We start from the raw sequence: 20,149 nt of genomic DNA, 5'->3' as shown, positions 1-20,149 counted from the left end.
TAGATCTCGGCCAGCACGATCGGCGCATTCGGCGGAACGGACAGGCCGGTCTCGAACGGCCAGATACGGATCGCCTCGCGCAGGCGCGGGTCTGCCCGGAGCCGTTCGAGAAAGGCGATGCCGACGAGAGCCTGCCCGCCGACGCTGCCGGCCCCCGCGAGCTGCCACTCCGTCTTGGCACCCCGGACATCTTCTTCGACACGCCGGCGCTGCGGCGGGTGTTCGGCCCGGAGCGGCGGCTTCGTGGGTGTCAGACCCGGGTAGACGTGCTGTTGCGGATGGCCCCAGAACGGGCCCTCGCCGGGAAAGCCGGCGTTGAGTTCCGCCGCCACCGCGAAGCGGTTGTTCCGGTTGTCGGGGCCGTCCTCGACCATTGCGGCGAGCTTCGTCCAGAGGCTTGCCCAATCGGCCTTGCCGGTCAGGGCCGTCGCCGTGCCGCGCGGATAGCCGAACGGGAAGTCGAAGCCGGCCAGCACGCGGCGTCCGGCCTCGCGTTCCGCCGCGAGCAGGTCGGCGATCTGTTCGCAGGCCTGCGCCCGCGTCGCGGGATTGCCGGTCACCACTGTCGCGGCGGCTTCCGGAACGTCGCGACGAAGCGCCCACCAGACGCTGTTCTCGCCGCGCGTCGGTGTCCCGGCGGCGCTCCAGTCCACCATCAGGTAGCTGTCGAACAGGGGCATTCTCAGTCGCGCTTCATGGAGCGCGGCCCGAGCGGATGGTCGGCATGGGGATAGGGGTGATGGTGATGCTCATGCCCATGCTCATGCCCATGCTCATGCTCATGCGCATGATCAGGCCCGTGATCATGCGAGTGCCCGTGATCGTGTGAATGTCCTGGGGCATGGTCGTGTCCATGATCATGCGAGTGTCCGTGCGAATGGTCATGGCCGGCGCCGTGGAAGACCGGCGTTCCGCCCGTGCCGATCCCCTCGACATGGTGGTGATGGCTCTCCTGCGGCATGCCGATCTCGGCTTCGAAACCCAGCACCTGCTCGCGATATTTGCACATGGCGCAGTTCATCAGGTTCTGGCCTTCCAGGATCTCGTTCACCCGGTCGACGAAGGTCTCGATGACCAGCGGATGGTCGTTGAGATAGGGTGCCTTCACGAACTCGATCTCGGGATGGCGGGCGGCGACCGCGTCCGTCATGTCGTAGATGCGCCGGACGAGGATGCCGGTGAAAAGGAAATACGGGAAGACGATCACCCGCCGGAAGCCGAGGCGCGTCGCCTTTTCGAGCGCGGGCTCGACCAGCGGGAAGGTGACGCCGGAATAGGCGGTTTCGGCCCAGCCGAAGCCGAAGCCTTCCCAGAGCATGCGGGTGACCTTCGCCACGTTGGAATTGGCGTCGGGATCGGACGCGCCACGGCCCACCACCACCAGCAGCGTTTCGTGCAGCGGCACCTCGGGCGCGGCGTCCAGCGCCTCCTGGATGCGCGCGCCGGCTGCCCGGAGCATCCGGGTGTCGATGCCGAGTTCGCGGGCATATTCCACCGTGAGGCCCGGATGGGTCGCGGCATAGGTGTTGAGGACGGAGGGAATGTCGTTCTTGGCGTGCCCCGCCGCGAACAGCATGCCGGGCACGGCGAGAACGTGCCGCACGCCTTGCGCCATCAGCCGGTCCAGCCCGTCCCGGATCACCGGGGTCGCGAATTCCAGATAGCCGTAATCGACCGGCCAGTGCGGAAAGGCCTGCTTCAGGTGCGCGGAAAGGGTGGCGAACTCGGCGACGGCCGCCTCGTCGCGGCTGCCGTGGCCGCAGACCATGACGCCGATCTTGCCCAAGGCGCTCTCTGTCGGGGCGCTCTCGGTCGTAGCCGCGCGGAAGGCTGCCCCGGCGAAGAGGCTGGCGGAAGAAACGGACGAGGAAAAACGGGGCTTTGGCATGCGACCTCCTTCAGGACCAGAAGATCGCCAGCACCCGGCCTTGCCGATTGCTCGCCTTAGACGGCCCCGGTTTGACCCCCGGTTTGGGTCGGTCGCAGCGGGATCGTTTCAGCCCCTCGCGAGGGCGACCATCCGGGGCCGGTGTAGCCGCGGCGGCCCCGCCGCGTCAATGCGGTCTCTCTCCGCCCGGCGATCTCCCCGGTCGATCCAGAGGGATCAGGCGACGGCGGGCTCGGGCGTGCGGAGCGTCTCGGCCAGGAGCCGGCCCTCGACCTCGCGGCTGGAACCGGCGCGCCAGACCACGACCACCTTGCGGCAGGGCGCATGTTCCAGCGGCCGCACCACGACAGGCGCAAGGCGGGTGAGCCCCGCTTCCACCGCCATGCCCGGCAGCAGCGTAATGCCGAGGCCCCAACCCACCATCTGCAGCGTCGTGTGGAGGGAGGTGGTCGCGACCGTGGTTTCGGCGTCGTCGGCTTGCGGGGCCGCCTGCAGGCCGCAGGCCGACAGCGCGTGCTCGCGCAGGCAATGCCCGTCCTCCAGCAGGATCAGGTTTTCCCCGTCCATGGCCCCTTGAGGAATGCGCGTCATCTCCGCCAGCCTGTGCCCGGCGGGAACGGCGGCGACGAGTTCGTCGGAGGAGACCTCCGCATGGTCGAGCCCCGTGATATTGGCGGGCAGCGCGATCAGCGCCGCATCGATCGTCCCGGCCTTCAGCATGGCGACGAGGCGGGTGGTGAGATCTTCCCTCAGCACCAGCCGCAGCTGCGGATAACGGCGCCGCAGGCGCGGCAGCACTTGGGGCAGCAGGAAGGGAGCGATGGTCGGAATGACGCCCAGGCGGAAGGTGCCGACCAGCGGCCGGCCGGAGCGACCCGCCGCCTGCACCAGATCGTCGACCTGCGCCAGGATCTCCTCGGCCCGCCGCGCCACCTCGCGGCCGACGGGCGTCAGGATCAGCCCCGAACGTCCCCGGTCGACGACATTGGCGCCCAGGATCTTTTCCAGCTCGTTGATCCCGGCGGAGATCGTGGGCTGCGTGACATGCGCAGCCTCCGCCGCACGGCTGAAGGAGCCGTGTTCCACGAGAAGCTTGAGGTAGTGCAGCTGGCGCAACGTGGGAAGCATGAGCGCTCTATAAGCCGGCTCTATTGCACCTGCAAAGACAATCAATTTGCCTTTGCTGCGACGCAGCGTATCCCTTGTTCATCCCATCCAGAGGAGCTGCAAATGCTGTGCGTCGGAGAGAAGCTGCCTGACTTCAAGGTGACGGGCGTGAAGCCCGGCTTCAACAATCATGAAGAGAACGGCCTCAGCGCCTTCGAGCCGGTCACCCAGGATTCCTTCGCGGGCAAGTGGAAGGTGATCTTCTTCTATCCCAAGGACTTCACCTTCGTCTGCCCGACCGAGATCGCCGAATTCGCGCGCCTCGCCTCCGATTTCGAGGACCGTGACGCGGTCGTCCTCGGCGGTTCGGTCGACAACGAGCATGTGAAGCTCGCCTGGCGCCGCAACCACCCCGACCTCGACAAGCTGCCGATCTGGAGCTTCGGCGATTCGGGCGGCAAGTTCGCCCGCGCCCTCGGCGTGCTCAACGAGGAAGAGGGAGTTGCCGTCCGCGCGACCTTCGTCGTCGATCCCGACAACACCATCCAGCACGTCTACGTCACCAACCTCAACGTGGGCCGCAACCCGTCCGACACGCTTCGCGTCCTCGATGCGCTGCAGACGGACGAGCTCTGCCCGTGCAACCGCCAGGTCGGCGGCGAGACCCTCAAGGCGGCGTAAGCCCCTCGAACGCATCTCGCTGCCTCGGGCGCGTGCTCCCTGCCGATCCTCCCGGCAGGTGAGCGCGCGCCTTCGACTTTCACGAACATCAGGAGAAGCGATGTCGCTCGACACGCTGCGCCGGGCACTGCCGGCCTATGCCAAGGATCTGAGCCTCAATCTGTCCTCGCTCGCCAACGAGACGACGCTGACGGACCAGCAGAAGTGGGGCGCGTTCCTGGCGTCCGCCTTCGCGGTGGGCCAGCCGGCGGTGATCCGCGAGATCGAGAACGCCGCCGCCAGCCTTTCCGACGAGGCGAAGACGGCCGCCAAGTCCGCCGCCGCGATCATGGCGATGAACAACGTCTATTACCGTTCGCTGCACCTGATGCAGAATGCGGAATACCGGACGCTGCCGGCCAAGCTGCGGATGAACGTCATCGCCAATCCGGGCGTGGAAAAGATCGATTTCGAGCTCTGGTGCACGGCTGTCTCCGCCATCAATGGCTGCGGCATGTGCCTGGACGCCCATGAGGGCGAACTGCGCAAGGCCGGCATGTCGACGACCAACATCCAGGCCGCGATCCGTATCGCCGCCGTCGTCAATGCCGTGGCCCATGTGCTGGCGGCCGAGGAAGCCACCCAGTCCGGCGAAGCCGCTGCCGCCTGAGGCTCCGGCCCTCTCTGAAACGACAAAGGGCGGGTCCGTGACCCGCCCTTTGCTTTGCCTCGTTGCGTGCGTTCAGTCGGCGAGGGCGCGGAAGCGCTCCACCAGGCCGCGCGTGGATGCGTCGAGCTTCTCCGTGGATCCGCCGTCTCGCACCACCGGGAGAAGCCGGCTGGCGAGCGCCTTGCCCAGCTCCACCCCCCACTGGTCGAAGGAGTTGATGTCCCAGACCGCGCCTTGCACGAAGACCTTGTGCTCGTAGAGTGCGATCAGCATGCCCAGCGTTTCCGGATCGAGCTGGCGGTAGATCAGCGTGTTGGTCGGCCGGTTGCCGGGGAAGACCTTGTGCGGCGCCAGCGCGTCGATATCGGCGTCCGACATGCCGGAGCCCGCCAGTTCGTCGCGCACTTCCGCTTCCGTCTTGCCGAAGGCCAGCGCCTCCGTCTGCGCGAGGCAGTTGGCGGCGAGCTTGGCGTGGTGATCGCCCAGCTGTTCGTGCGGCCGTGCGGCCAGCAGGAAATCGGCCGGGATAACGTCCGTCCCCTGGTGGATCAGCTGGAAGAAAGCGTGCTGGCCGTTGGTGCCGGGCTCGCCCCAGATCACCGGGCCGGTCTCGTAGTCGACACTGTCGCCGTCGCGCGTCACGCGCTTGCCGTTGGACTCCATGTCGAGCTGCTGGAGATGGGCGGCGAAACGGGCGAGGCGCTGGTCGTAGGGCAGGATCGCGTAGCTGCGGAAATCCCAGACGTTGCGATACCAGACGCCGAGCAGGCCCATGAGGACGGGAATGTTTTCAGCCAACGGCGCGGTGCGGAAATGTTCGTCCATGAGGTGGGCGCCGGCGAGGAACTTGCGGAAGTTCCCGAAGCCGATCGCCAACGCCACCGGCAGGCCGATCGCGGCCCAGACGGAATAGCGTCCGCCGACCCAGTCCCAGAAGCCGAAGACCCGGTCCATGGCGATGCCGAACTCGCCGACCTTGGCGAGGTTGGTCGAGATCGCCGCGAAATGCGCGCCAACCGCGTCTTCGCCGAGCTTTCCGGCGATCCACGCCCGCGCCGTGCCGGCATTGGTCATGGTTTCCGAGGTCGTGAACGTCTTGGACGCGACGAGGATGAGGGTGGTCGCGGGATCCAGCGTCGCCAGCGTGTCGGCGATGTGGGCGCCGTCGACATTGGAGACGAAATGCACGCGCGGGCCATCGCCGCGATAGGGGCTGAGCGCCATCGCCGCCATGGCTGGGCCGAGATCGGAACCGCCGATACCGATGTTGACCACATCGGTGAAGCGCTTGCCGGCGGACGAGGTGACGGAGCCGTCGCGCACGCCGTCGACGAAGCGTTCCATCGCGGCAAGCACGTCGTGGACGCCCGGCATGATGTTTTCGCCGTCCACCGCGATGCTCTGACCGGCGGGAGCACGTAGCGCCGTATGCAGGACGGCGCGCTTTTCCGTGATGTTGATCGCGTCGCCGCCGAACATCCGGTCCCGCAGCGCTTCCAGCTCGGCGCCTTCAGCCAGAGCGATCAAAAGCGGCAGCGTTTCCGCCACGATGCGGTTCTTGGAGAAATCGAGCGTGAAGTCGCCGAGGGAGACGGAGAACCGCTCGAAGCGCTGCGGGTCCTCGGCGAAGAGATCGCGGAGGTGGCGGCCTTCCAGATCGGCCTTGTGGGCCTGGAGCGCCTGCAGCGCCTGCCGTGCGGCGGCCTTCATTTCGCGGCTCTAAGCTGCGAGGCGGCGCGCGCCAGTTCCTCGATCCTGCCCCAGTCGCCGGCCGCAACCGCTTCCTTCGGCGCAACCCAGGAGCCGCCGACGCAGATGACGTTGGGCAGCGCGAGGTAGGTCGGCGCGTTCTGCAGGCTGACGCCGCCCGTCGGGCAGAAGCGGATCGCCGGCAGGGGCGAGGAGAGCGCCTTCAGGTAATTGACGCCGCCCGCCTGCTCGGCCGGGAAGAACTTGCAGATGCGGTAGCCGTGCTCCAGCAGCCGCATCGCTTCCGACGCCGTGGCGATGCCCGGCAGCAGCGGCACGTTGAACTCGTTGGCGGCATCGAGGATGTGGTCGGTCGCGCCGGGCGACACCGCAAATTTCGCGCCCGCCTTCTCCGCCTCTGACAACTGCGCGCGTGAAAGCACCGTGCCGGCGCCGGGGAAGGCGCCTTCGACCTCCGCCGCCACGGCGCGGATCGCGTCCATGGCCGCCGGGGTCCGCAGCGTGATCTCGATTGCCGGCAGGCCGCCGGCGACGAGGGCGCGCGCCAGCGGCACGGCGGATTTGACGTCCTCGATAATCAGGACGGGAACGACCGGGGCCGCGGTGAGGATAGGCTCGACGGCTTCGTTACGGCTCATGCGGCAACTCCAAAGTGAATGACGCCGCCGCCGATCTCGGCGGAACCGGCCACGGCGCGGAAGGCGGCGAAGAGTTCGCGCCCCGTGCCGAACTCGTTGCCGGAAAGGTCCGCAGTCGCGAGCTCGCGGGCGGCCCATTCGGCCGGGTCGACGAGAACTTCCAACCTGTTGGCATCGGCATCGAGCCGGATCATGTCGCCGTCGCGGATCTTGGCGATGGCGCCGCCGTCCTTGGCTTCGGGCGTGACGTGGATCGCCGCCGGAACCTTGCCGGACGCGCCGGACATGCGGCCGTCGGTGACGAGCGCGACCCTGAAGCCGCGGTCCTGCAGGATGCCGAGCTGCGGAGTGAGCTTGTGCAGTTCCGGCATGCCGTTCGCCTTCGGTCCCTGGAAGCGCACGACCGCCACGCAATCGCGGTTCATCTCGCCTGCCTTGAAGGCATCGATCATCGCGTTCTGCGAATGGAAGACGATCGCGGGGGCCTCGATCACATGCCGGTCCGGCTTGACGGAGGAGATCTTGATCACCGCGCGGCCGATATTGCCGTCGAGCACCTTGAGGCCGCCCGTCGCCTGGAAGGGCTCGGTCGCGTCGCGGAGCACGTTGCGGTCACCGGAAACGGCCGGGGCGGGGCTCCAGCTCGCTTCGCCCTGCGCGTCGAGCTTCGCCTCGGTGCGGTAGCCCTCCAGGCCCGTGCCCGCAACGGTGCGCACGTCCGGGTGCACCAGTCCGCCATCGAGCAGTGCGCCGATCAGGAAGCCCATGCCGCCGGCGGCGTGGAAATGGTTCACGTCGGCCATGCCGTTCGGATAGATGCGGGTGAGCAGCGGCACCAGTTCCGAAAGGTCGTTGAAGTCGTCCCAGGTGATCTGGATGCCGGCAGCGCGGGCAATCGCGATCAGGTGGATCGTGTGGTTGGTCGAGCCGCCGGTCGCGTGCAGTCCGACGATGCCGTTGATGATCGCCTTCTCGTCGATGATCTCGCCGACGGGCGTGTATTCGTTGCCGAGCGCGGTGATCGCCAGCGCGCGCTTGGTGGCGGCGCGGGTCAGCGCGTCACGCAGCGGCGTATTCGGGTTGACGAAGGACGCGCCCGGCAGATGCAGGCCCATGATCTCCATCAGCATCTGGTTGGAGTTGGCCGTGCCGTAGAAGGTGCAGGTGCCGGGGCCGTGATAGGACTTCGATTCCGATTCCAGCAGTTCCGCGCGGCCGATCTTGCCTTCGGCATAGAGCTGGCGGGTCTTGGCCTTCTCGTCGTTGGAGATGCCCGAGGTCATCGGTCCGGCGGGCACGAAGACGGCGGGCAGGTGGCCGAAGGACAGCGCCGCCATCATCAGGCCGGGAACGATCTTGTCGCAGATGCCGAGATAGACGGCGGCGTCGAAGGTGTTGTGCGAGAGCGCCACGCCCGTCGACATGGCGATCACGTCGCGGGAGAAGAGCGACAGGTCCATGCCCGTCTGGCCCTGCGTGACGCCGTCGCACATGGCGGGCACGCCACCGGCGACCTGCGCCACGCCGCCCGCCTCGTGCGCCGCCTGACGGATCACGTCGGGGAAGCGCTCATAGGGCTGGTGGGCGGAAAGCATGTCGTTATAGGCGGTGACGATCGCGAGGTTCGCCACCGTGTTGCCCGAAAGCGCGGCCTTGTCGAAGGGCGAGCAGGCGGCGAACGAATGGGCGAGGTTGCCGCAGGCCAGCGTGGAACGGTGCGGACCGGCATCGCGGGCGGCGTGGATGCGTTCCAGATAAGCGGGACGGCTCTGACGGGAGCGCTCGATCACGCGCTCCGTCACAGCCATGATTTCGGATCGCACGGACATGGGAAACTCCGGATCTCGGGTTGGACGCGGCGGAAGGGGTCCGGGTCGGGCCGAGCCCGTCGCTCGTGTCGCTTAGATAGTACGTCCCGGCGCGAAATAGAACCTCCGCGCCGGGTCTCGCTCAGCAAGGGGTCAGGAAATGTCCTCGTGCCAGTTGCGGCCGTCGCGCTCGATCATGGCAACGGCCGACGACGGGCCCCAGGTGCCGGCCGTATAGGGCTTCGGCGCGGTGGAGGAGCGCTCCCAGCATTCCTTGATCGGGTCGATCCACTTCCATGCGGCCTCGACCTCGTCGCGGCGCATGAACAGGGTCTGGTTGCCGCGGATGACGTCCAGCAGCAGCCGCTCGTAGGCGTCGGGATTGCGGACCTGGAAGGCCTCGGCAAAGGTCATGTCGAGCGGCACGTGGCGCAGGCGCATGCCGCCCGGGCCCGGATCCTTGATCATGATCCACTGCTTCATGCCTTCGTCGGGCTGCAGGCGCAGCACCAGCCGGTTGGCCTGGATGTTGCCGGAGCCCTTCGGGAAGATCGAGTGCGGCACCTGCTTGAAGAAGATGACGATCTCCGACATGCGGGAGGGCAGGCGCTTGCCGGTGCGCAGATAGAAGGGCACGCCCGCCCAGCGCCAGTTCGCGACCTCGGCCTTGATGGCGACAAAGGTTTCCGTCTCGCTGGCGTGGTCGGTGACCTCGTCGAGGTAACCCGGCACCGATTTTCCATCGATGATACCCGCGCGATACTGCCCGCGCACGGTGATGATGGAGCTGTTCTCGTCGTTGATCGGCCGCAGCGCCTTCAGCACCTTAAGCTTCTCGTCACGCACCGAATTGGCGTCGAGCGTATCCGGCGGTTCCATGGCGACGAGGCAGAGGAGCTGCAGGAGGTGGTTCTGCACCATGTCCCGCAACGCGCCGGAATGGTCGTAATAGTCGCCGCGCGAGCCGACGCCCACAGTCTCCGCCGCCGTGATCTGCACATGGTCGATCATGGCGGAGTTCCAGACGGGCCCGTAGAGAACGTTGGCGAAGCGAAGCGCCATCAGGTTCTGGACGGTTTCCTTGCCGAGATAATGGTCGATGCGGAAAATCTGGTCTTCCGAGAAGACGCGGCCGACCGACTCGTTCACCCGCCGGGCGGAATCCAGATCCTTGCCGAGCGGCTTCTCGATGACGACGCGGGTCTGCGGCGTCACCAGTCCGTGCTTGCCGATGTTCTCGCAGATCGGGTCGAAGATGTCGGGGCCGACCGCCAGGTAGAAGGCGCGGATGCGGTCGGGCTCGAGTTCCAGCCGCTCGCGGAGTTCGTCCCAGCCACCCTCGCTGGCGGCGTCCACAGGAACGTAGGACACCATCTGCAGGAACCGGCTGACGACCGCCTCGTCGAAGTCCACCGGCGCCAAGAATTCCTTCAGCGCCTCGGAGGTCATCGTCCGGTACTCGTCGTCGGTCATCTCGCGCCGGGACGCGCCGATGATGCGGCTTCCTTCCAGGATCTGCCCGTCTTTCAGGCGGAAATAGAGGGCCGGAAGCAGCTTGCGGCGGGCAAGGTCGCCGGTGCCGCCGAACACGACGTAATCGAAAACCGGAACGGGGATAACGCGGTAGGTCAAGGACGGCACCTCCTGCTGACACGGCAGAGGAGTTAGCGACACATTCAGAGCGAAGCGTCAAGGATGCGGCGCCGCAACATTTCGTTTTTGCGCGCCGGGCTGCGGGGAAGGGGGCGGAAACCGACGGTTTACCCGCCTGCGCCTATTCCCTGCCTTGAAAGCCGATCCGAGATGGGCCAGAACCGCAGGGCATGACTGCGGCTGCGGAGGACAAGAGATCCCGGCCCGGCATGGAACCAGGACCCCGCCCTGACGTTCTGTTGCGGGTTGTTTTGGCCCGTCCGCCTTTGAACAGGGTTCATCGATGTCGCTTGTTGCAAATACCGCGCCCCACCTGCCTTATCTCCGCCGCTTCGCCCGCGCCCTGACCGGCGGCCAGAAGAGTGGCGACAATTACGTCATCGCGGTGCTGGAAGCGCTCGTTGCGGACCCGGAATCCTTCAACGCGGACAACGATCCCCGCGTTGAGCTCTTCAAGGCGTTCTGCCGCTACTGGAATTCCATCGAGGTGAACCTCGCCAGCGATAATTATTCCGGCGAGGAACTCGACAACGCGACACGTCGTCTCGAGGCGATCACCCCGCTTCCGCGGCAGGCCTTCCTGCTGATGGCGGTGGAGGATTTCTCCAAGCAGGAGATCGCCTACATCCTCGGCAAGAGCGAGCCGGAAGTGACCGAACTGGTCGATCAGGCCGGCCGCGAAATCGCCCAGCAGGTTGCCACCGACGTTCTGATCATCGAGGACGAGCCGCTGATCGCCATGGACATCGAGAGCCTGGTGAAGTCGCTCGGCCATAATGTGAGCGGCATGGCGCGTACCCATTCCGAAGCGATCCAGGCCGTCGAGCAGCATCGTCCCGGCCTCGTCCTGGCCGATATCCAGCTCGCCGACGGCAGCTCGGGCCTGGATGCGGTCAACGAGATGCTGCAGTCCTTCTCCGTCCCGGTCGTGTTCATCACCGCCTATCCCGAGCGGCTCCTGACCGGCGAGCGCCCGGAGCCGGCCTTCCTCATCACCAAGCCGTTCCAGCCGGAGACGGTGAAGGCGGTGATCAGCCAGGCGCTGTTCTTCGAGAAGCGCGCGGGGAACTGAGGCTTCGTTCCGGTCCGAGGCCGGCCGGCACTGTCCGGACGGAACCGGCTTACCGGCTCGGCGTTCGAAGAAGCAGATCCACTACCGGCGAAATCATGGCAAACGGGCGTTCTTCCGACACGAGTTGCATTCCCGGATTCCGATTTCGCCGGAGCAGCCTGATCCCGGCCCTGACGCGGTCGTTCGCGGCGCTGTCCCAAGGATCCGCAAATGCCGACCGGTCGCATTCTGCGGCCGCGAGACAATGGTCGCCGCGCCTGTTCTCCCGGGAAGGGCGACGCGATTTTTCGGAAGTGGAACCGGGCACAGGCATGCCGGTTAGAACACCGGCCGCGGCCGGTTCGAAGCGAGGTGGATGAGCGCTCAGCAATGTCGGCAAACGAACAGAACGACATCCGACTGTCTGACGACGCCAGCTCCGTTGCGCTGCAAGCATCCTGGCTGCGTTGCGAAACGGCGCTGCAGGACTCTCGGATCACCATCTTCGCCCAGGATCTGGACGGTATTTATACCTGGATCTTCAACGCTCCGCCCGGTCTGGAGCCAAGCGACTACATCGGAAAACGCGATCGCGAGATTCTTTCGCCCGCCATGGTCGATCTGGTCCAGAGCGCGCGTGAAGCGGTGCTCGCGACCGGCGAGACGCGGGAATACGAGCTTCAGCTCGACGGCGAGAGGACGCGCTGGTTCGACGCCAGCGCCCGCGCGGAGCGTGCCCCCGGGGGCACCATCACCGGCATCGTCACCTCGCTGATCGACATCACCGACCGCAAGGTGCAGGAAGAACATCTCCGCATCCTGCTGCGGGAACTGGCGCACCGTTCCAAGAACCTGCTTGCGGTCATCCAGGGCATCGCCCGGCAGACGGCGGAAAGCGCCAGCTCGACCTCGCAGTTCGTCAGCCGCTTCAACGGTCGCATCTATTCCCTGTCGCGTGCTCACGACGTGCTCACCGACGCCGACTGGCGCGGTGCCCGCATCTTCGATCTCGTGCGATCCCAGATCGCGCTCTATGCCGAGCAAAGGTTGTCCAGCGTCTTCCTGGAAGGGGAGAACGGCTTCCTGCGCCCCAACGCCGCCCAGTACATCGGCCTGGCGCTGCACGAGCTCACCACCAACGCCATCAAGTACGGGGCGCTTTCCACACCCCAGGGCCGCATCACGGTGCGCTTCGAGAAGTGCGATTCCGGAGCGAGCTATCGCTTCTCCTGGATCGAGGAAAGCAGCGCCGTCGTCCGGGAGCCGAAGGGGCGCAGCTTCGGCCTGATGATGCTGGGCGAAGTCGTTCCCACATCCGTCAGCGGGTCGGCACGGCTGGTCTTTGCGGAGACGGGGCTCTCCTACGAACTGGACATTCCAAAGGCGCAGCTCGTTCCCTGATCGGGCCCTCGTTTGTTCCCCCCCGGGCCTCGCGGCGTTGCGGCCCTTGTCCCGATTCGCCAGTTAAATCGGTCTATCTGTCGCGAAACGTTGACATAAAACCTGTTTTTCCTGTTCCTGACGCAGCGGTCACGAACAGGCTCATTCGAGCTCTGGCTGCGGCAATGGAGTTCTGAATGACGAATTGGCAGAGATACGGGCGGATTGACGGCGCAGTTTTAATCGTGGGCTTCGGCTCGATCGGGCGCGGTGCTCTCCCTCTCATCCTCCGCCACTTTGAGGTTCAGCCGTCCCAGGTCGTCGTGCTCGACCCGGACGACACGCATCGATCCACCGCCGAGGGGCAGGGCTGCCGCTTCGTCAAGGCGGCCATCACCCGGGATAATTACCGGGAACTCCTGACCCCGCTGCTGAAGTCGGAGGGCGGGCAAAGCTTCATGGTCAACCTGTCGGTCGACGTCTCGTCGATGGCGATGATCGAGTTCTGCCAGGATCTGGGCGTGCTCTATGTTGACACCGTCGCGGAGCCTTGGGCCGGCACTTACACCGACCCCACGCTGACGCTGTCGCAGCGCTCCAACTATGCGCTTCGCGAGCAGATGCTGGAGCTTCGCCGCCGGCGTCCGGGCGGTTCCACCGCCATCAATTGCTGCGGCGCCAATCCCGGCATGGTTTCCTGGTTCGTCAAGCAGGCGCTGATGGAAATCGCCGGCGATCTCGGCATGAACCCCGCGGAGCCGCAAAGCCGCGCGGAATGGGCGGCGTTGATGCAGGCGGTCGGCGTGCAGGGCATCCACGTCGCCGAGCGCGACACCCAGCGCGCGCGCGAGCCGAAGCCCATGGGCGTCTTCGTCAACACCTGGTCCGTGGAGGGCTTTGTCTCGGAAGGGCTGCAGCCGGCCGAACTCGGCTGGGGCACGCATGAGAAGGCGCTGCCGCCGGAAGGACGGCGGCACGATTTCGGCAACGGCGCCGCCATCTATCTGGAGCGGCCGGGCGCGGGCACGCGTGTCCGCAGCTGGACCCCGACCGCGCGAGCCCAGCATGGCTGGTTGATCACGCATAACGAGGCGATCTCCATCGCCGACTATTTCACCGTGCGCGACGGGGAAGAGGTCGTCTACCGCCCGACCTGCCACTATGCCTACCATCCGAATGACGACGCGGTGCTGTCGCTGGACGAGATGGCCGGCCGGCAATGGGAGCCGCAGAGCCGCTTCCATATCCTCGACGAGAGCGAGATCGTGGACGGTGCCGACGAACTGGGCGTGCTGCTCTATGGCCATGCCCGCAACGCCTACTGGTTCGGGTCGCAGCTCACCATCGAGCAGACGCGCAAGCTTGCGCCCGACCAGAACGCGACGGCACTGCAGGTGACCTCGGCGGTCCTGGCCGGCATGGTCTGGGCTCTGGAAAACCCGAACGAGGGGCTGAAGGAGGTCGACGAGATCGACTATCGCCGCTGCCTGGACGTGCAGCGCCAGTATCTCGGGCCGGTGGTCGGCGTCTACACCGACTGGACCCCCGTGGAAGGCCGTGGCCAGCTCTTCCCCGAGGACCTCGACCGCGAGAGCCCGTGGCAGTTCTCCAACGTGATCGTCAGGTAGGTCGGTGACCCCGGGCATCCTGCTTGCGACGGCATTGGCCGGCTTCGTCTACGGGATCACGCCCGGCCCCGGCGTTCTCGCCGTCTTCGGCATCGGCGCCGACCGGGGCCGCCGCGCGGCGGCCTCGTTTCTGCTCGGCCATCTCGCCGGCGACGTCCTCTGGTCGACGCTGGCACTGGTGGCGATCATCGGCGTCACCTCGTTCGGGACGGTGGTTTTCGACCTGCTCGGCATCCTGAGCGGACTTTATCTGTTCTGGCTGGGCTGGCGGGCGGTGCGCACCAGCCGCAGCGCGCTGGCGGATGGGGAGGGCGCGATGCGCTCGCCGCTCCGCCATGGGCTGGTCTTCGGGGCCACAAACCCCAAGGCCTACCCGGTCGCCCTCGCGACCCTGACGGCACTGCTTTCGGCGAAGGCGGCGCTGCTCGGCTGGGGCATGCTGCCCGCGCTGGTGCTGGCGAGCTGCCTCGGCGGTCTCGCCGGTTATTTGATCCTGGTGCTGCTTGTGGGCGCCGCGCCGGTGCGCCGCTTCTATCGCCGGCACCAACTGATGATCACACGCCTTTCAGGGCTGCTCTTCATCGGCTTCGCCGCGCACGTGCTCGCGCATTCCGTTTCCGGACTGGCGCGCGCTCGCGGCTAACGACCGGATGCCTGCTGCTTCAGCGCTCGGTTCCGGGCGCCAGCGACACTTCCAGGCCGTTCAGCTCGGGCGTCACGAGAATTTGGCAGGACAGGCGGGAATCGTCGGTCACGTCGAAGGCGTCGTCGAGGCGGTCGATTTCCTCGTCCGTCGGCGCGGGCAGCTGGTCCTTCCAGACGGGCGCGACATGGACGTGGCAGGTCGCGCAGGCGCAGGCGCCGCCGCACTCGGCCTTGATGTTGAGGCCCCAGTCGCGGATCACTTCCATCACGCGCCAGCCTTCCTCGGCCGGCAGGCGGTGCTGCACACCGTCCTGATCGTTCACGAGAATGACGAGCGCCGCATCGACGCCTTCGGCATAGTCAATCTGCTGGACGGCCTCGGCGCTCATCCTGCTTCCTTCTTGTTCTCGTTGTGCTTCCGCCAGGAATGGCGCCGATGTCAAGCCGCAGGAAGTCGCGCCGCCGGAAGGCGCGCCCAGGGGCGGGTTCCCGCCGGCACCTCCGCATCGCTCTGCACCGGCTGGTAATAGTGCCGGACCTCGACGGAATGATGGGCAAGAAGGGCCCGGCGCGTCGGTTCGTGCTTCACGGCGAAGGAAACGATGCCGCAACGCCTCATCAACGGGATCTGGTCGATCAGCACGTCGCCGGTGGCGCGAAGCTCGCCGGCATAACCGAAGCGTTCCCGCAGGAGCCGCGCGGTGGAGTAGTTCCGGCCATCGGCGAATTTCGGGAACTCCAGCGCGATCAGCCTGAGATCGCCGAGATAGGGGACGAGCGGGTGCACGTCCTCGCCTGCCCCGACGAGCACGCCGATATCGCCGTCGCGCGCGGTGTATCGGCCGGCCTCGGCCAGGAACTCGGCCAGCGGCACGAGAATGGGAGCGGGATCGGCGGGAAGCTCGGTCTCGGCCGATACGGCGACCCACGCGTCCGCGCCGAAGGAGCCGTCCTTCCAGATCGGCAGTTGCGCCTGTGCGTCGCTCATCGCTTGATATCCGTCAGTACCGCCGAAAGCCCGAGATGGATGCCGCATTCGGACTTGGCCTTGCCGCGCCAGCGCCCGGCGCGGTCGCTTTCGCCTTCCGCCACCTTGTCGGTGCAGGGCATGCATCCGATCGAGCGATAGCCTTCCGCCACCATCGGGTGCTCCGGCAGGTCATGCTCGCGGACATAGTCGGCGATGGTCTCGCGCGACCAGTTGGCCATGGGGTTGATCTTGACCTGCCGCCCGTCGGATTCCGCCAGCGGCATGGAGGACCGCATGCCGCCCTGAAAGCGCTTGCGACCGGAAATCCAGGCGTCGAAACCGGCGAGTGCGCCGGCGAGCGGAGCGACCTTGCGAATGGCGCAGCAGCGATCTGAATCCTGCATCCAGAGGTCGGATTCCGGATCCTGGCGGGCAAGGGCTTCAGCATCCGGCTGGGCGAGGCGCACGTCGGTCAACCCGAAGCGCTCCGTCAGCTCGCGGCGATAGCGATGCGTGGAGCCGAACATCTTGCCGGTATCGACGAAGATCACCGGCGTGGACGGATCGACCGAGGCGACGAGGTGCAGCAGCGCGACGGAATCGGCGCCGAAGGAAGAGACCAGCGCGATGCGGCCGGCGAATTCATGGCCGATGGCTTCCTGGAGGACCTGCCGGGGCGTCATCGGCTCGTATCGCCGGGCCAGGAGGGCTGCGCGTGCATCCATCGGGAGGGACGGGAGCAGGTCGTTGGCGGCAACGTCACGCAGTGCCATAAAGCGCCTCCTTGAAGGGAGCGGGGCCAAGCCGGCGATAGGCGGCAAGGAAGCTTTCCTCGCTGCTTTCGCGGTGCACGATGTACGTGTCGACGATCTGCTGCACAGCGTCAACGACCTCGTCCGTCGAAAAGCCGCGCCCGACGATCTCGCCGATGGAGGCGGTTTCGTCGCCGGAGCCGCCCAGCGTGATCTGGTAGAACTCCTCACCCTTGCGGTCGAGACCGAGGATTCCGATGTGGCCGGCATGGTGATGGCCGCAGGCATTGATGCAACCGGAGATCTTGATCTTGAGCGGCCCGATTTCCTGCTGACGCTCGGGATTTCCGAAACGCTCCGAGATCCGTTCGGCAACGGGGATCGAGCGAGCGGTGGCGAGGGCGCAGTAGTCCAGCCCCGGGCAGGCGATGATGTCCGTGACGAGGCCCGCATTGCCGGTGGCGAGGCCGGCGGCGGCGAGTGCGTCGTAGACGGCCTTTACGTCTTCCAGTGCAACGTGCGGTAGCACGAGGTTCTGCTCGTGGCTGACGCGGATCTCGTCGGCGGAGAAGCGTTCGGCAATGTCCGCGACGGCGTCCATCTGGTCCGCCGTGGCGTTCCCCGGCACGCCGCCGATGGGCTTCAGGGAAACGGTCACGATCGCGTGACCGGGCGCGCGGTGGGGCGAGACGTTGTTGCCGACCCAGCGGTCGAAGGCGGGATCGGCGAGGCGCGCCCGTTTGAAGGGAACGCTCTCGGAGGCTCGGGTGGGGTAATCCGGGGCCGCGAAATAGGTCTCGATCCGCCGGATTTCGTCGTCGGGCAGGCGCAGCACGCCGTAGCGGATCTCGTTGAATTCCTGCTCGATCTCCGCCGCGATGGTCTCCGCGCCACCTTCGTGGATCAGGATTTTCAGGCGTGCCTTGTACTTGTTGTCGCGCCGTCCGTAGAGATTGTAGATGCGGACGATCGCTTCGCTATAGGCGAGGAGGTCCGCTTCCGGCAGGAAGTCGCGGATCTGGTAGCCCACCATCGGGGTGCGGCCCATGCCGCCGCCGATCCACACCGCGAAGCCGAGCTCGCCGGCCTCGTTGCGCTTCACCTGCAGGCCGATGTCGTGGAAGCGCACCGCAGCGCGGTCGGCATCGGCTCCTGTCACGGCGATCTTGAACTTGCGCGGCAGGAACAGGAATTCCGGGTGGATCGTCGACCATTGCCGCAAGATTTCCGCATAGGGACGCGGATCGGCGACCTCGTCGGCGGCGACGCCGGCGAAATGGTCGGCCGTCACGTTGCGGATGCAGTTGCCGGACGTCTGGATGGCATGCATCTCCACGTCGGCCAGATGTCCGAGGATCTCCGGGACGTCCTTCAGCGCCGGCCAGTTGAATTGCAGGTTCTGGCGCGTCGTGAAGTGGCCGTAGCCCTTGTCGTAGTTGCGCGCGATAAAGGCGAGCTTGCGCATCTGCCGGGAGCTCAGCGTGCCATACGGCACGGCGATGCGCAGCATGTAGGCATGAAGCTGGAGATAGACGCCGTTCTGCAGGCGGAGCGGCTTGAACTGCTCCTCGTCCAGATCGCCCGCGAGGCGCCGCGCCACCTGGTCGGAGAACTGCGCGACGCGCTCGCGCACGAAGGCTTCGTCGAATTCGTCGTAGCGATACATGGCTGTCGTCCTCAGGCCGCTTGGACCTGCAGATGGAGGTCCTTGGAATGGCCGACCGTCGGCCCCTGCGCGCGGATGCGCTCGCGGAGCTTGGTCGGGGTGAGGCCCTGCGCCCGGCGTTCGACATCCACGGGATAGGGTTCCACGATGATGCTGGCTTCCGCATCCGCCGCGGCGCGGGCGAGGGCCGCCGCGACGCTTTCCTTGCCTTCCAGCGCCTGCGCCTCGGCAATTCGGGTGCTCCAGCCGCTCGCGGTCAGGAACACGACGGCGCCGTCGCTCAGGCGGTTTGCGGTGATGATGTCCATGACGGTTCCGATCTCAGGCGGCAGCAAGGCTTTGCCGCGAAAACAGGGCTTCGGCGAAAAGGGGCTCGGCGTCGGCAAGGGCGCCGGCCGCTATGCTTTCGCCGATCAGGATCAGCGCGGGGCCGTCGAGATCGGTGCGGGATGCAAGGGCGGCCAACCCGGCAAGGGTGCCGGCGAGCAGGCGGCGATCCGGCTGGGTGGCCCTTTCGATGACGGCAACCGGCGTGGAAAGCGGCAGTCCGGCTTCGGCCAGCCGTTCAGCCACCCGCGCGGCGACGCTCCTGCCCATATAGACCGCGACCGTCGTGCCGGAGAGCGCCAGACCGGCCCAGTCGGGCAGGGTGTCGCCGTCTGCATCCTGGCCAGTGGCGAAGACGAGGCTTGAGGCGACGCCGCGCAGCGTCAGCGGGATCTCCGCTTCGGCTGCCGCCGCCAGCGCCGAGGTGACGCCGGGCACGACCTCAAAGGCGATGCCGGCGGCACGCAGAGCGGCCATTTCCTCGCCGGCACGGCCGAAGACGAGCGGATCGCCGCACTTCAATCGCGCGACGCGACGGCCGGCGGACGCCTCGCGGACGAGGATCGCGTTGATCTCGTCCTGCGAGACCGAATGACGGCCCTTGCGCTTGCCGACCGCAATGCGATGGGTATCGCGGCGGCCCATGGAAATGACGGCTTCCGGCACCAGCGCGTCATGGACGATCACGTCGGCTTCCTGCAGCACGCGCTGGGCGCGGAGCGTCAGCAGATCTTCCGCGCCGGGTCCGGCGCCGACCAATGAGACGAAGCCGCGCCGCTCGCCGTCTTCTTCGGTCAGCAGGCGGGAGGCGAGACGGCGTGCGTCGCCGTTCCGCCCGGAATAGCAGGCATCGGCCACCGGACCTTCGAAGAAGGACGACCAGAAGCGGCGGCGCGGTTGGCCCTTGGGCAAGATCTGGTCGGCCGCGGGGCGGAACGTCGCCGCGAGCGACGCCAGCGCGCCCAGCCGCACCGGCAGCATCGCCTCGATGCGGCCGCGGATCTTCTGGGCAAGGATCGGCCCGGCGCCGGTGGAAGTGATCGCGATGGCGATCGGTGCGCGGTTGACGATGGCGGGCGTGTAGAAGTCGCAGAGATCCGGCACATCGACGGCGTTGGCGGGGACGTTGCGTTGGCGCGCCGCAGTCACGACCGCCTCATCCTCGCCCCGCTCGCCACTGGCTGCGAAGGCCAGCACGGCGTCGTCGAGATCGGCGGGGCGGAAGCCGCGCGGCCGGTGCTCCAGATCGTGGGCGATGACGAGGGCGGCCAGTTCGTCGCTGGGGGAAGCGGCGACGAGGCGGATCGAGGCACAGGTCTGCGCCAGCAGCCGCACCTTGGCGGCCGCCTCGCTACCCTCGCCTACGACGAGGACGATGCGGTTTTCAACCTTGTGAAAGGCAGGGAAGACGGAAAGCCGGTCTGCCATGAGAGCCCCGATCGCAGAGTACTGGACTCTAATATGGAGCCGGGGAGGGCTCCGACCGAGGCATGCCGTATCGAAGAAGCGGTGAGGCGGCGTAAATTATTCCACTTGGGACAACACCCGCCGCACGATGTTCCGTCCGCTTTCCCACCTTCGGCCCCGCCGAGACGG

18 protein-coding genes are annotated in these 20,149 nt (G+C 66.8%); 6 read left to right on the top strand and 12 right to left on the bottom strand.

Annotated features, from left to right (window positions below; translation table 11 throughout):
- Nucleotides 1-682: 682 nt before the first annotated feature.
- A complete protein-coding gene (locus BMY25_RS15110) occupies nt 683-1,768 on the bottom strand; it encodes a sirohydrochlorin chelatase (RefSeq protein WP_238858368.1) in 1,086 nt (361 codons plus the stop codon).
- Nucleotides 1,769-2,104: 336 nt separating this feature from the next.
- Nucleotides 2,105-3,016 (bottom strand): hydrogen peroxide-inducible genes activator, encoded by a 912-nt coding sequence (locus BMY25_RS15105; RefSeq protein WP_092498017.1) that lies wholly within the window; start codon nt 3,014-3,016, stop codon nt 2,105-2,107.
- 102 nt (nt 3,017-3,118) lie between these two features.
- Here BMY25_RS15105 and BMY25_RS15100 point away from each other — a divergent pair, with 102 nt between their 5' ends.
- On the top strand, nt 3,119-3,676 hold the full coding sequence (locus BMY25_RS15100; RefSeq protein ID WP_092498015.1) for a peroxiredoxin: 558 nt from the start codon (nt 3,119-3,121) through the stop codon (nt 3,674-3,676).
- 100 nt (nt 3,677-3,776) lie between these two features.
- The gene (gene ahpD, locus BMY25_RS15095; protein ID WP_092498013.1) at nt 3,777-4,325 is read left to right on the top strand and encodes an alkylhydroperoxidase, AhpD family; all 549 of its coding nucleotides are present in this window, start codon (nt 3,777-3,779) and stop codon (nt 4,323-4,325) included.
- A 72-nt stretch (nt 4,326-4,397) separates the two neighbouring features.
- On the opposite strand, the gene pgi is transcribed toward ahpD, so the two are convergent.
- From pgi to zwf, 4 genes are all read right to left on the bottom strand, one after another.
- Nucleotides 4,398-6,035, bottom strand: coding sequence for a glucose-6-phosphate isomerase (gene pgi / locus BMY25_RS15090; protein WP_092498011.1), 1,638 nt, complete (start codon nt 6,033-6,035; stop codon nt 4,398-4,400).
- Nucleotides 6,032-6,673, bottom strand: a complete 642-nt coding sequence (locus BMY25_RS15085; RefSeq protein WP_092498009.1) for a 2-dehydro-3-deoxy-phosphogluconate aldolase — start codon at nt 6,671-6,673, stop codon at nt 6,032-6,034. Before BMY25_RS15085 ends, pgi begins: the two co-directional genes overlap by 4 nt.
- Nucleotides 6,670-8,502, bottom strand: coding sequence for a phosphogluconate dehydratase (edd, locus tag BMY25_RS15080; protein WP_092498007.1), 1,833 nt, complete (start codon nt 8,500-8,502; stop codon nt 6,670-6,672). Before edd ends, BMY25_RS15085 begins: the two co-directional genes overlap by 4 nt.
- 132 nt (nt 8,503-8,634) lie before the next feature.
- The gene (gene zwf, locus BMY25_RS15075) at nt 8,635-10,113 is read right to left on the bottom strand and encodes a glucose-6-phosphate dehydrogenase (RefSeq protein WP_092498005.1); all 1,479 of its coding nucleotides are present in this window, start codon (nt 10,111-10,113) and stop codon (nt 8,635-8,637) included.
- A 304-nt stretch (nt 10,114-10,417) separates the two neighbouring features.
- On the opposite strand from zwf, the gene BMY25_RS15070 reads away from it, so the two are divergent.
- The 4 genes from BMY25_RS15070 to BMY25_RS15055 all read left to right on the top strand — a co-directional run bounded on the left by BMY25_RS15070 (nt 10,418) and on the right by BMY25_RS15055 (nt 14,836).
- Entirely contained in the window at nt 10,418-11,206 is a 789-nt protein-coding gene (locus BMY25_RS15070) for a response regulator (protein ID WP_092498003.1), read from the top strand.
- 369 nt (nt 11,207-11,575) lie between these two features.
- Nucleotides 11,576-12,586: a sensor histidine kinase gene (locus BMY25_RS15065; protein ID WP_177176879.1), complete on the top strand. Its 1,011-nt coding sequence runs from the start codon at nt 11,576-11,578 to the stop codon at nt 12,584-12,586.
- Nucleotides 12,587-12,762: 176 nt separating this feature from the next.
- Nucleotides 12,763-14,193, top strand: coding sequence for a homospermidine synthase (locus tag BMY25_RS15060; protein ID WP_092497999.1), 1,431 nt, complete (start codon nt 12,763-12,765; stop codon nt 14,191-14,193).
- A 4-nt stretch (nt 14,194-14,197) separates the two neighbouring features.
- On the top strand, nt 14,198-14,836 hold the full coding sequence (locus tag BMY25_RS15055; protein WP_092497997.1) for a LysE family translocator: 639 nt from the start codon (nt 14,198-14,200) through the stop codon (nt 14,834-14,836).
- 19 nt (nt 14,837-14,855) lie between these two features.
- Here the strand turns inward: BMY25_RS15055 and BMY25_RS15050 are convergent, their stop codons facing one another.
- Genes BMY25_RS15050 through cysG form a run of 6 tightly spaced genes read right to left on the bottom strand, consistent with a single transcriptional unit; the run spans nt 14,856 to nt 19,981 of the window.
- On the bottom strand, nt 14,856-15,227 hold the full coding sequence (locus tag BMY25_RS15050; protein WP_092497995.1) for a 2Fe-2S iron-sulfur cluster-binding protein: 372 nt from the start codon (nt 15,225-15,227) through the stop codon (nt 14,856-14,858).
- A gap of 50 nt (nt 15,228-15,277) precedes the next feature.
- Nucleotides 15,278-15,826 carry a DUF934 domain-containing protein gene (locus BMY25_RS15045; RefSeq protein WP_092497993.1) on the bottom strand — a complete coding sequence of 183 codons (549 nt, stop codon included), beginning with the start codon at nt 15,824-15,826 and terminating at the stop codon, nt 15,278-15,280.
- Nucleotides 15,823-16,581 (bottom strand): phosphoadenylyl-sulfate reductase, encoded by a 759-nt coding sequence (locus BMY25_RS15040; protein ID WP_092497991.1) that lies wholly within the window; start codon nt 16,579-16,581, stop codon nt 15,823-15,825. Before BMY25_RS15040 ends, BMY25_RS15045 begins: the two co-directional genes overlap by 4 nt.
- Nucleotides 16,568-18,226 (bottom strand): nitrite/sulfite reductase, encoded by a 1,659-nt coding sequence (locus BMY25_RS15035; protein ID WP_092497989.1) that lies wholly within the window; start codon nt 18,224-18,226, stop codon nt 16,568-16,570. The genes BMY25_RS15040 and BMY25_RS15035 overlap by 14 nt, the downstream gene beginning before the upstream one ends.
- Before the next feature lie 11 nt (nt 18,227-18,237).
- Entirely contained in the window at nt 18,238-18,534 is a 297-nt protein-coding gene (locus tag BMY25_RS15030) for a DUF2849 domain-containing protein (protein ID WP_092498122.1), read from the bottom strand.
- Between the two features lie 13 nt (nt 18,535-18,547).
- The gene (cysG, locus tag BMY25_RS15025; protein ID WP_092497987.1) at nt 18,548-19,981 is read right to left on the bottom strand and encodes a siroheme synthase CysG; all 1,434 of its coding nucleotides are present in this window, start codon (nt 19,979-19,981) and stop codon (nt 18,548-18,550) included.
- Nucleotides 19,982-20,149: the final 168 nt, after the last annotated feature.

Source organism: Faunimonas pinastri, assembly GCF_900110915.1.
GTDB lineage: Bacteria > Pseudomonadota > Alphaproteobacteria > Rhizobiales > Afifellaceae > Faunimonas > Faunimonas pinastri.
The sequence above is the reverse complement of the archived record's forward strand: the minus strand, read 5'-3'. Positions and strand labels throughout refer to the sequence as shown.

Excerpts from the sequence above, each read along its gene's own strand:
- BMY25_RS15110 (WP_238858368.1), bottom strand. The coding sequence starts at position 1,768 with ATGGTCTGCGGCCACGGCAGCCGCGACGAGGCGGCCGTCGCCGAGTTC.
- BMY25_RS15105 (WP_092498017.1), bottom strand. The coding sequence starts at position 3,016 with ATGCTTCCCACGTTGCGCCAGCTGCACTACCTCAAGCTTCTCGTGGAA.
- BMY25_RS15100 (WP_092498015.1), top strand. The coding sequence starts at position 3,119 with ATGCTGTGCGTCGGAGAGAAGCTGCCTGACTTCAAGGTGACGGGCGTG.
- ahpD (WP_092498013.1), top strand. The coding sequence starts at position 3,777 with ATGTCGCTCGACACGCTGCGCCGGGCACTGCCGGCCTATGCCAAGGAT.
- pgi (WP_092498011.1), bottom strand. The coding sequence starts at position 6,035 with ATGAAGGCCGCCGCACGGCAGGCGCTGCAGGCGCTCCAGGCCCACAAG.
- BMY25_RS15085 (WP_092498009.1), bottom strand. The coding sequence starts at position 6,673 with ATGAGCCGTAACGAAGCCGTCGAGCCTATCCTCACCGCGGCCCCGGTC.
- edd (WP_092498007.1), bottom strand. The coding sequence starts at position 8,502 with ATGTCCGTGCGATCCGAAATCATGGCTGTGACGGAGCGCGTGATCGAG.
- BMY25_RS15070 (WP_092498003.1), top strand. The coding sequence starts at position 10,418 with ATGTCGCTTGTTGCAAATACCGCGCCCCACCTGCCTTATCTCCGCCGC.
- BMY25_RS15065 (WP_177176879.1), top strand. The coding sequence starts at position 11,576 with ATGTCGGCAAACGAACAGAACGACATCCGACTGTCTGACGACGCCAGC.
- BMY25_RS15060 (WP_092497999.1), top strand. The coding sequence starts at position 12,763 with ATGACGAATTGGCAGAGATACGGGCGGATTGACGGCGCAGTTTTAATC.
- BMY25_RS15050 (WP_092497995.1), bottom strand. The coding sequence starts at position 15,227 with ATGAGCGCCGAGGCCGTCCAGCAGATTGACTATGCCGAAGGCGTCGAT.
- BMY25_RS15045 (WP_092497993.1), bottom strand. The coding sequence starts at position 15,826 with ATGAGCGACGCACAGGCGCAACTGCCGATCTGGAAGGACGGCTCCTTC.
- BMY25_RS15040 (WP_092497991.1), bottom strand. The coding sequence starts at position 16,581 with ATGGCACTGCGTGACGTTGCCGCCAACGACCTGCTCCCGTCCCTCCCG.
- BMY25_RS15035 (WP_092497989.1), bottom strand. The coding sequence starts at position 18,226 with ATGTATCGCTACGACGAATTCGACGAAGCCTTCGTGCGCGAGCGCGTC.
- BMY25_RS15030 (WP_092498122.1), bottom strand. The coding sequence starts at position 18,534 with ATGGACATCATCACCGCAAACCGCCTGAGCGACGGCGCCGTCGTGTTC.
- cysG (WP_092497987.1), bottom strand. The coding sequence starts at position 19,981 with ATGGCAGACCGGCTTTCCGTCTTCCCTGCCTTTCACAAGGTTGAAAAC.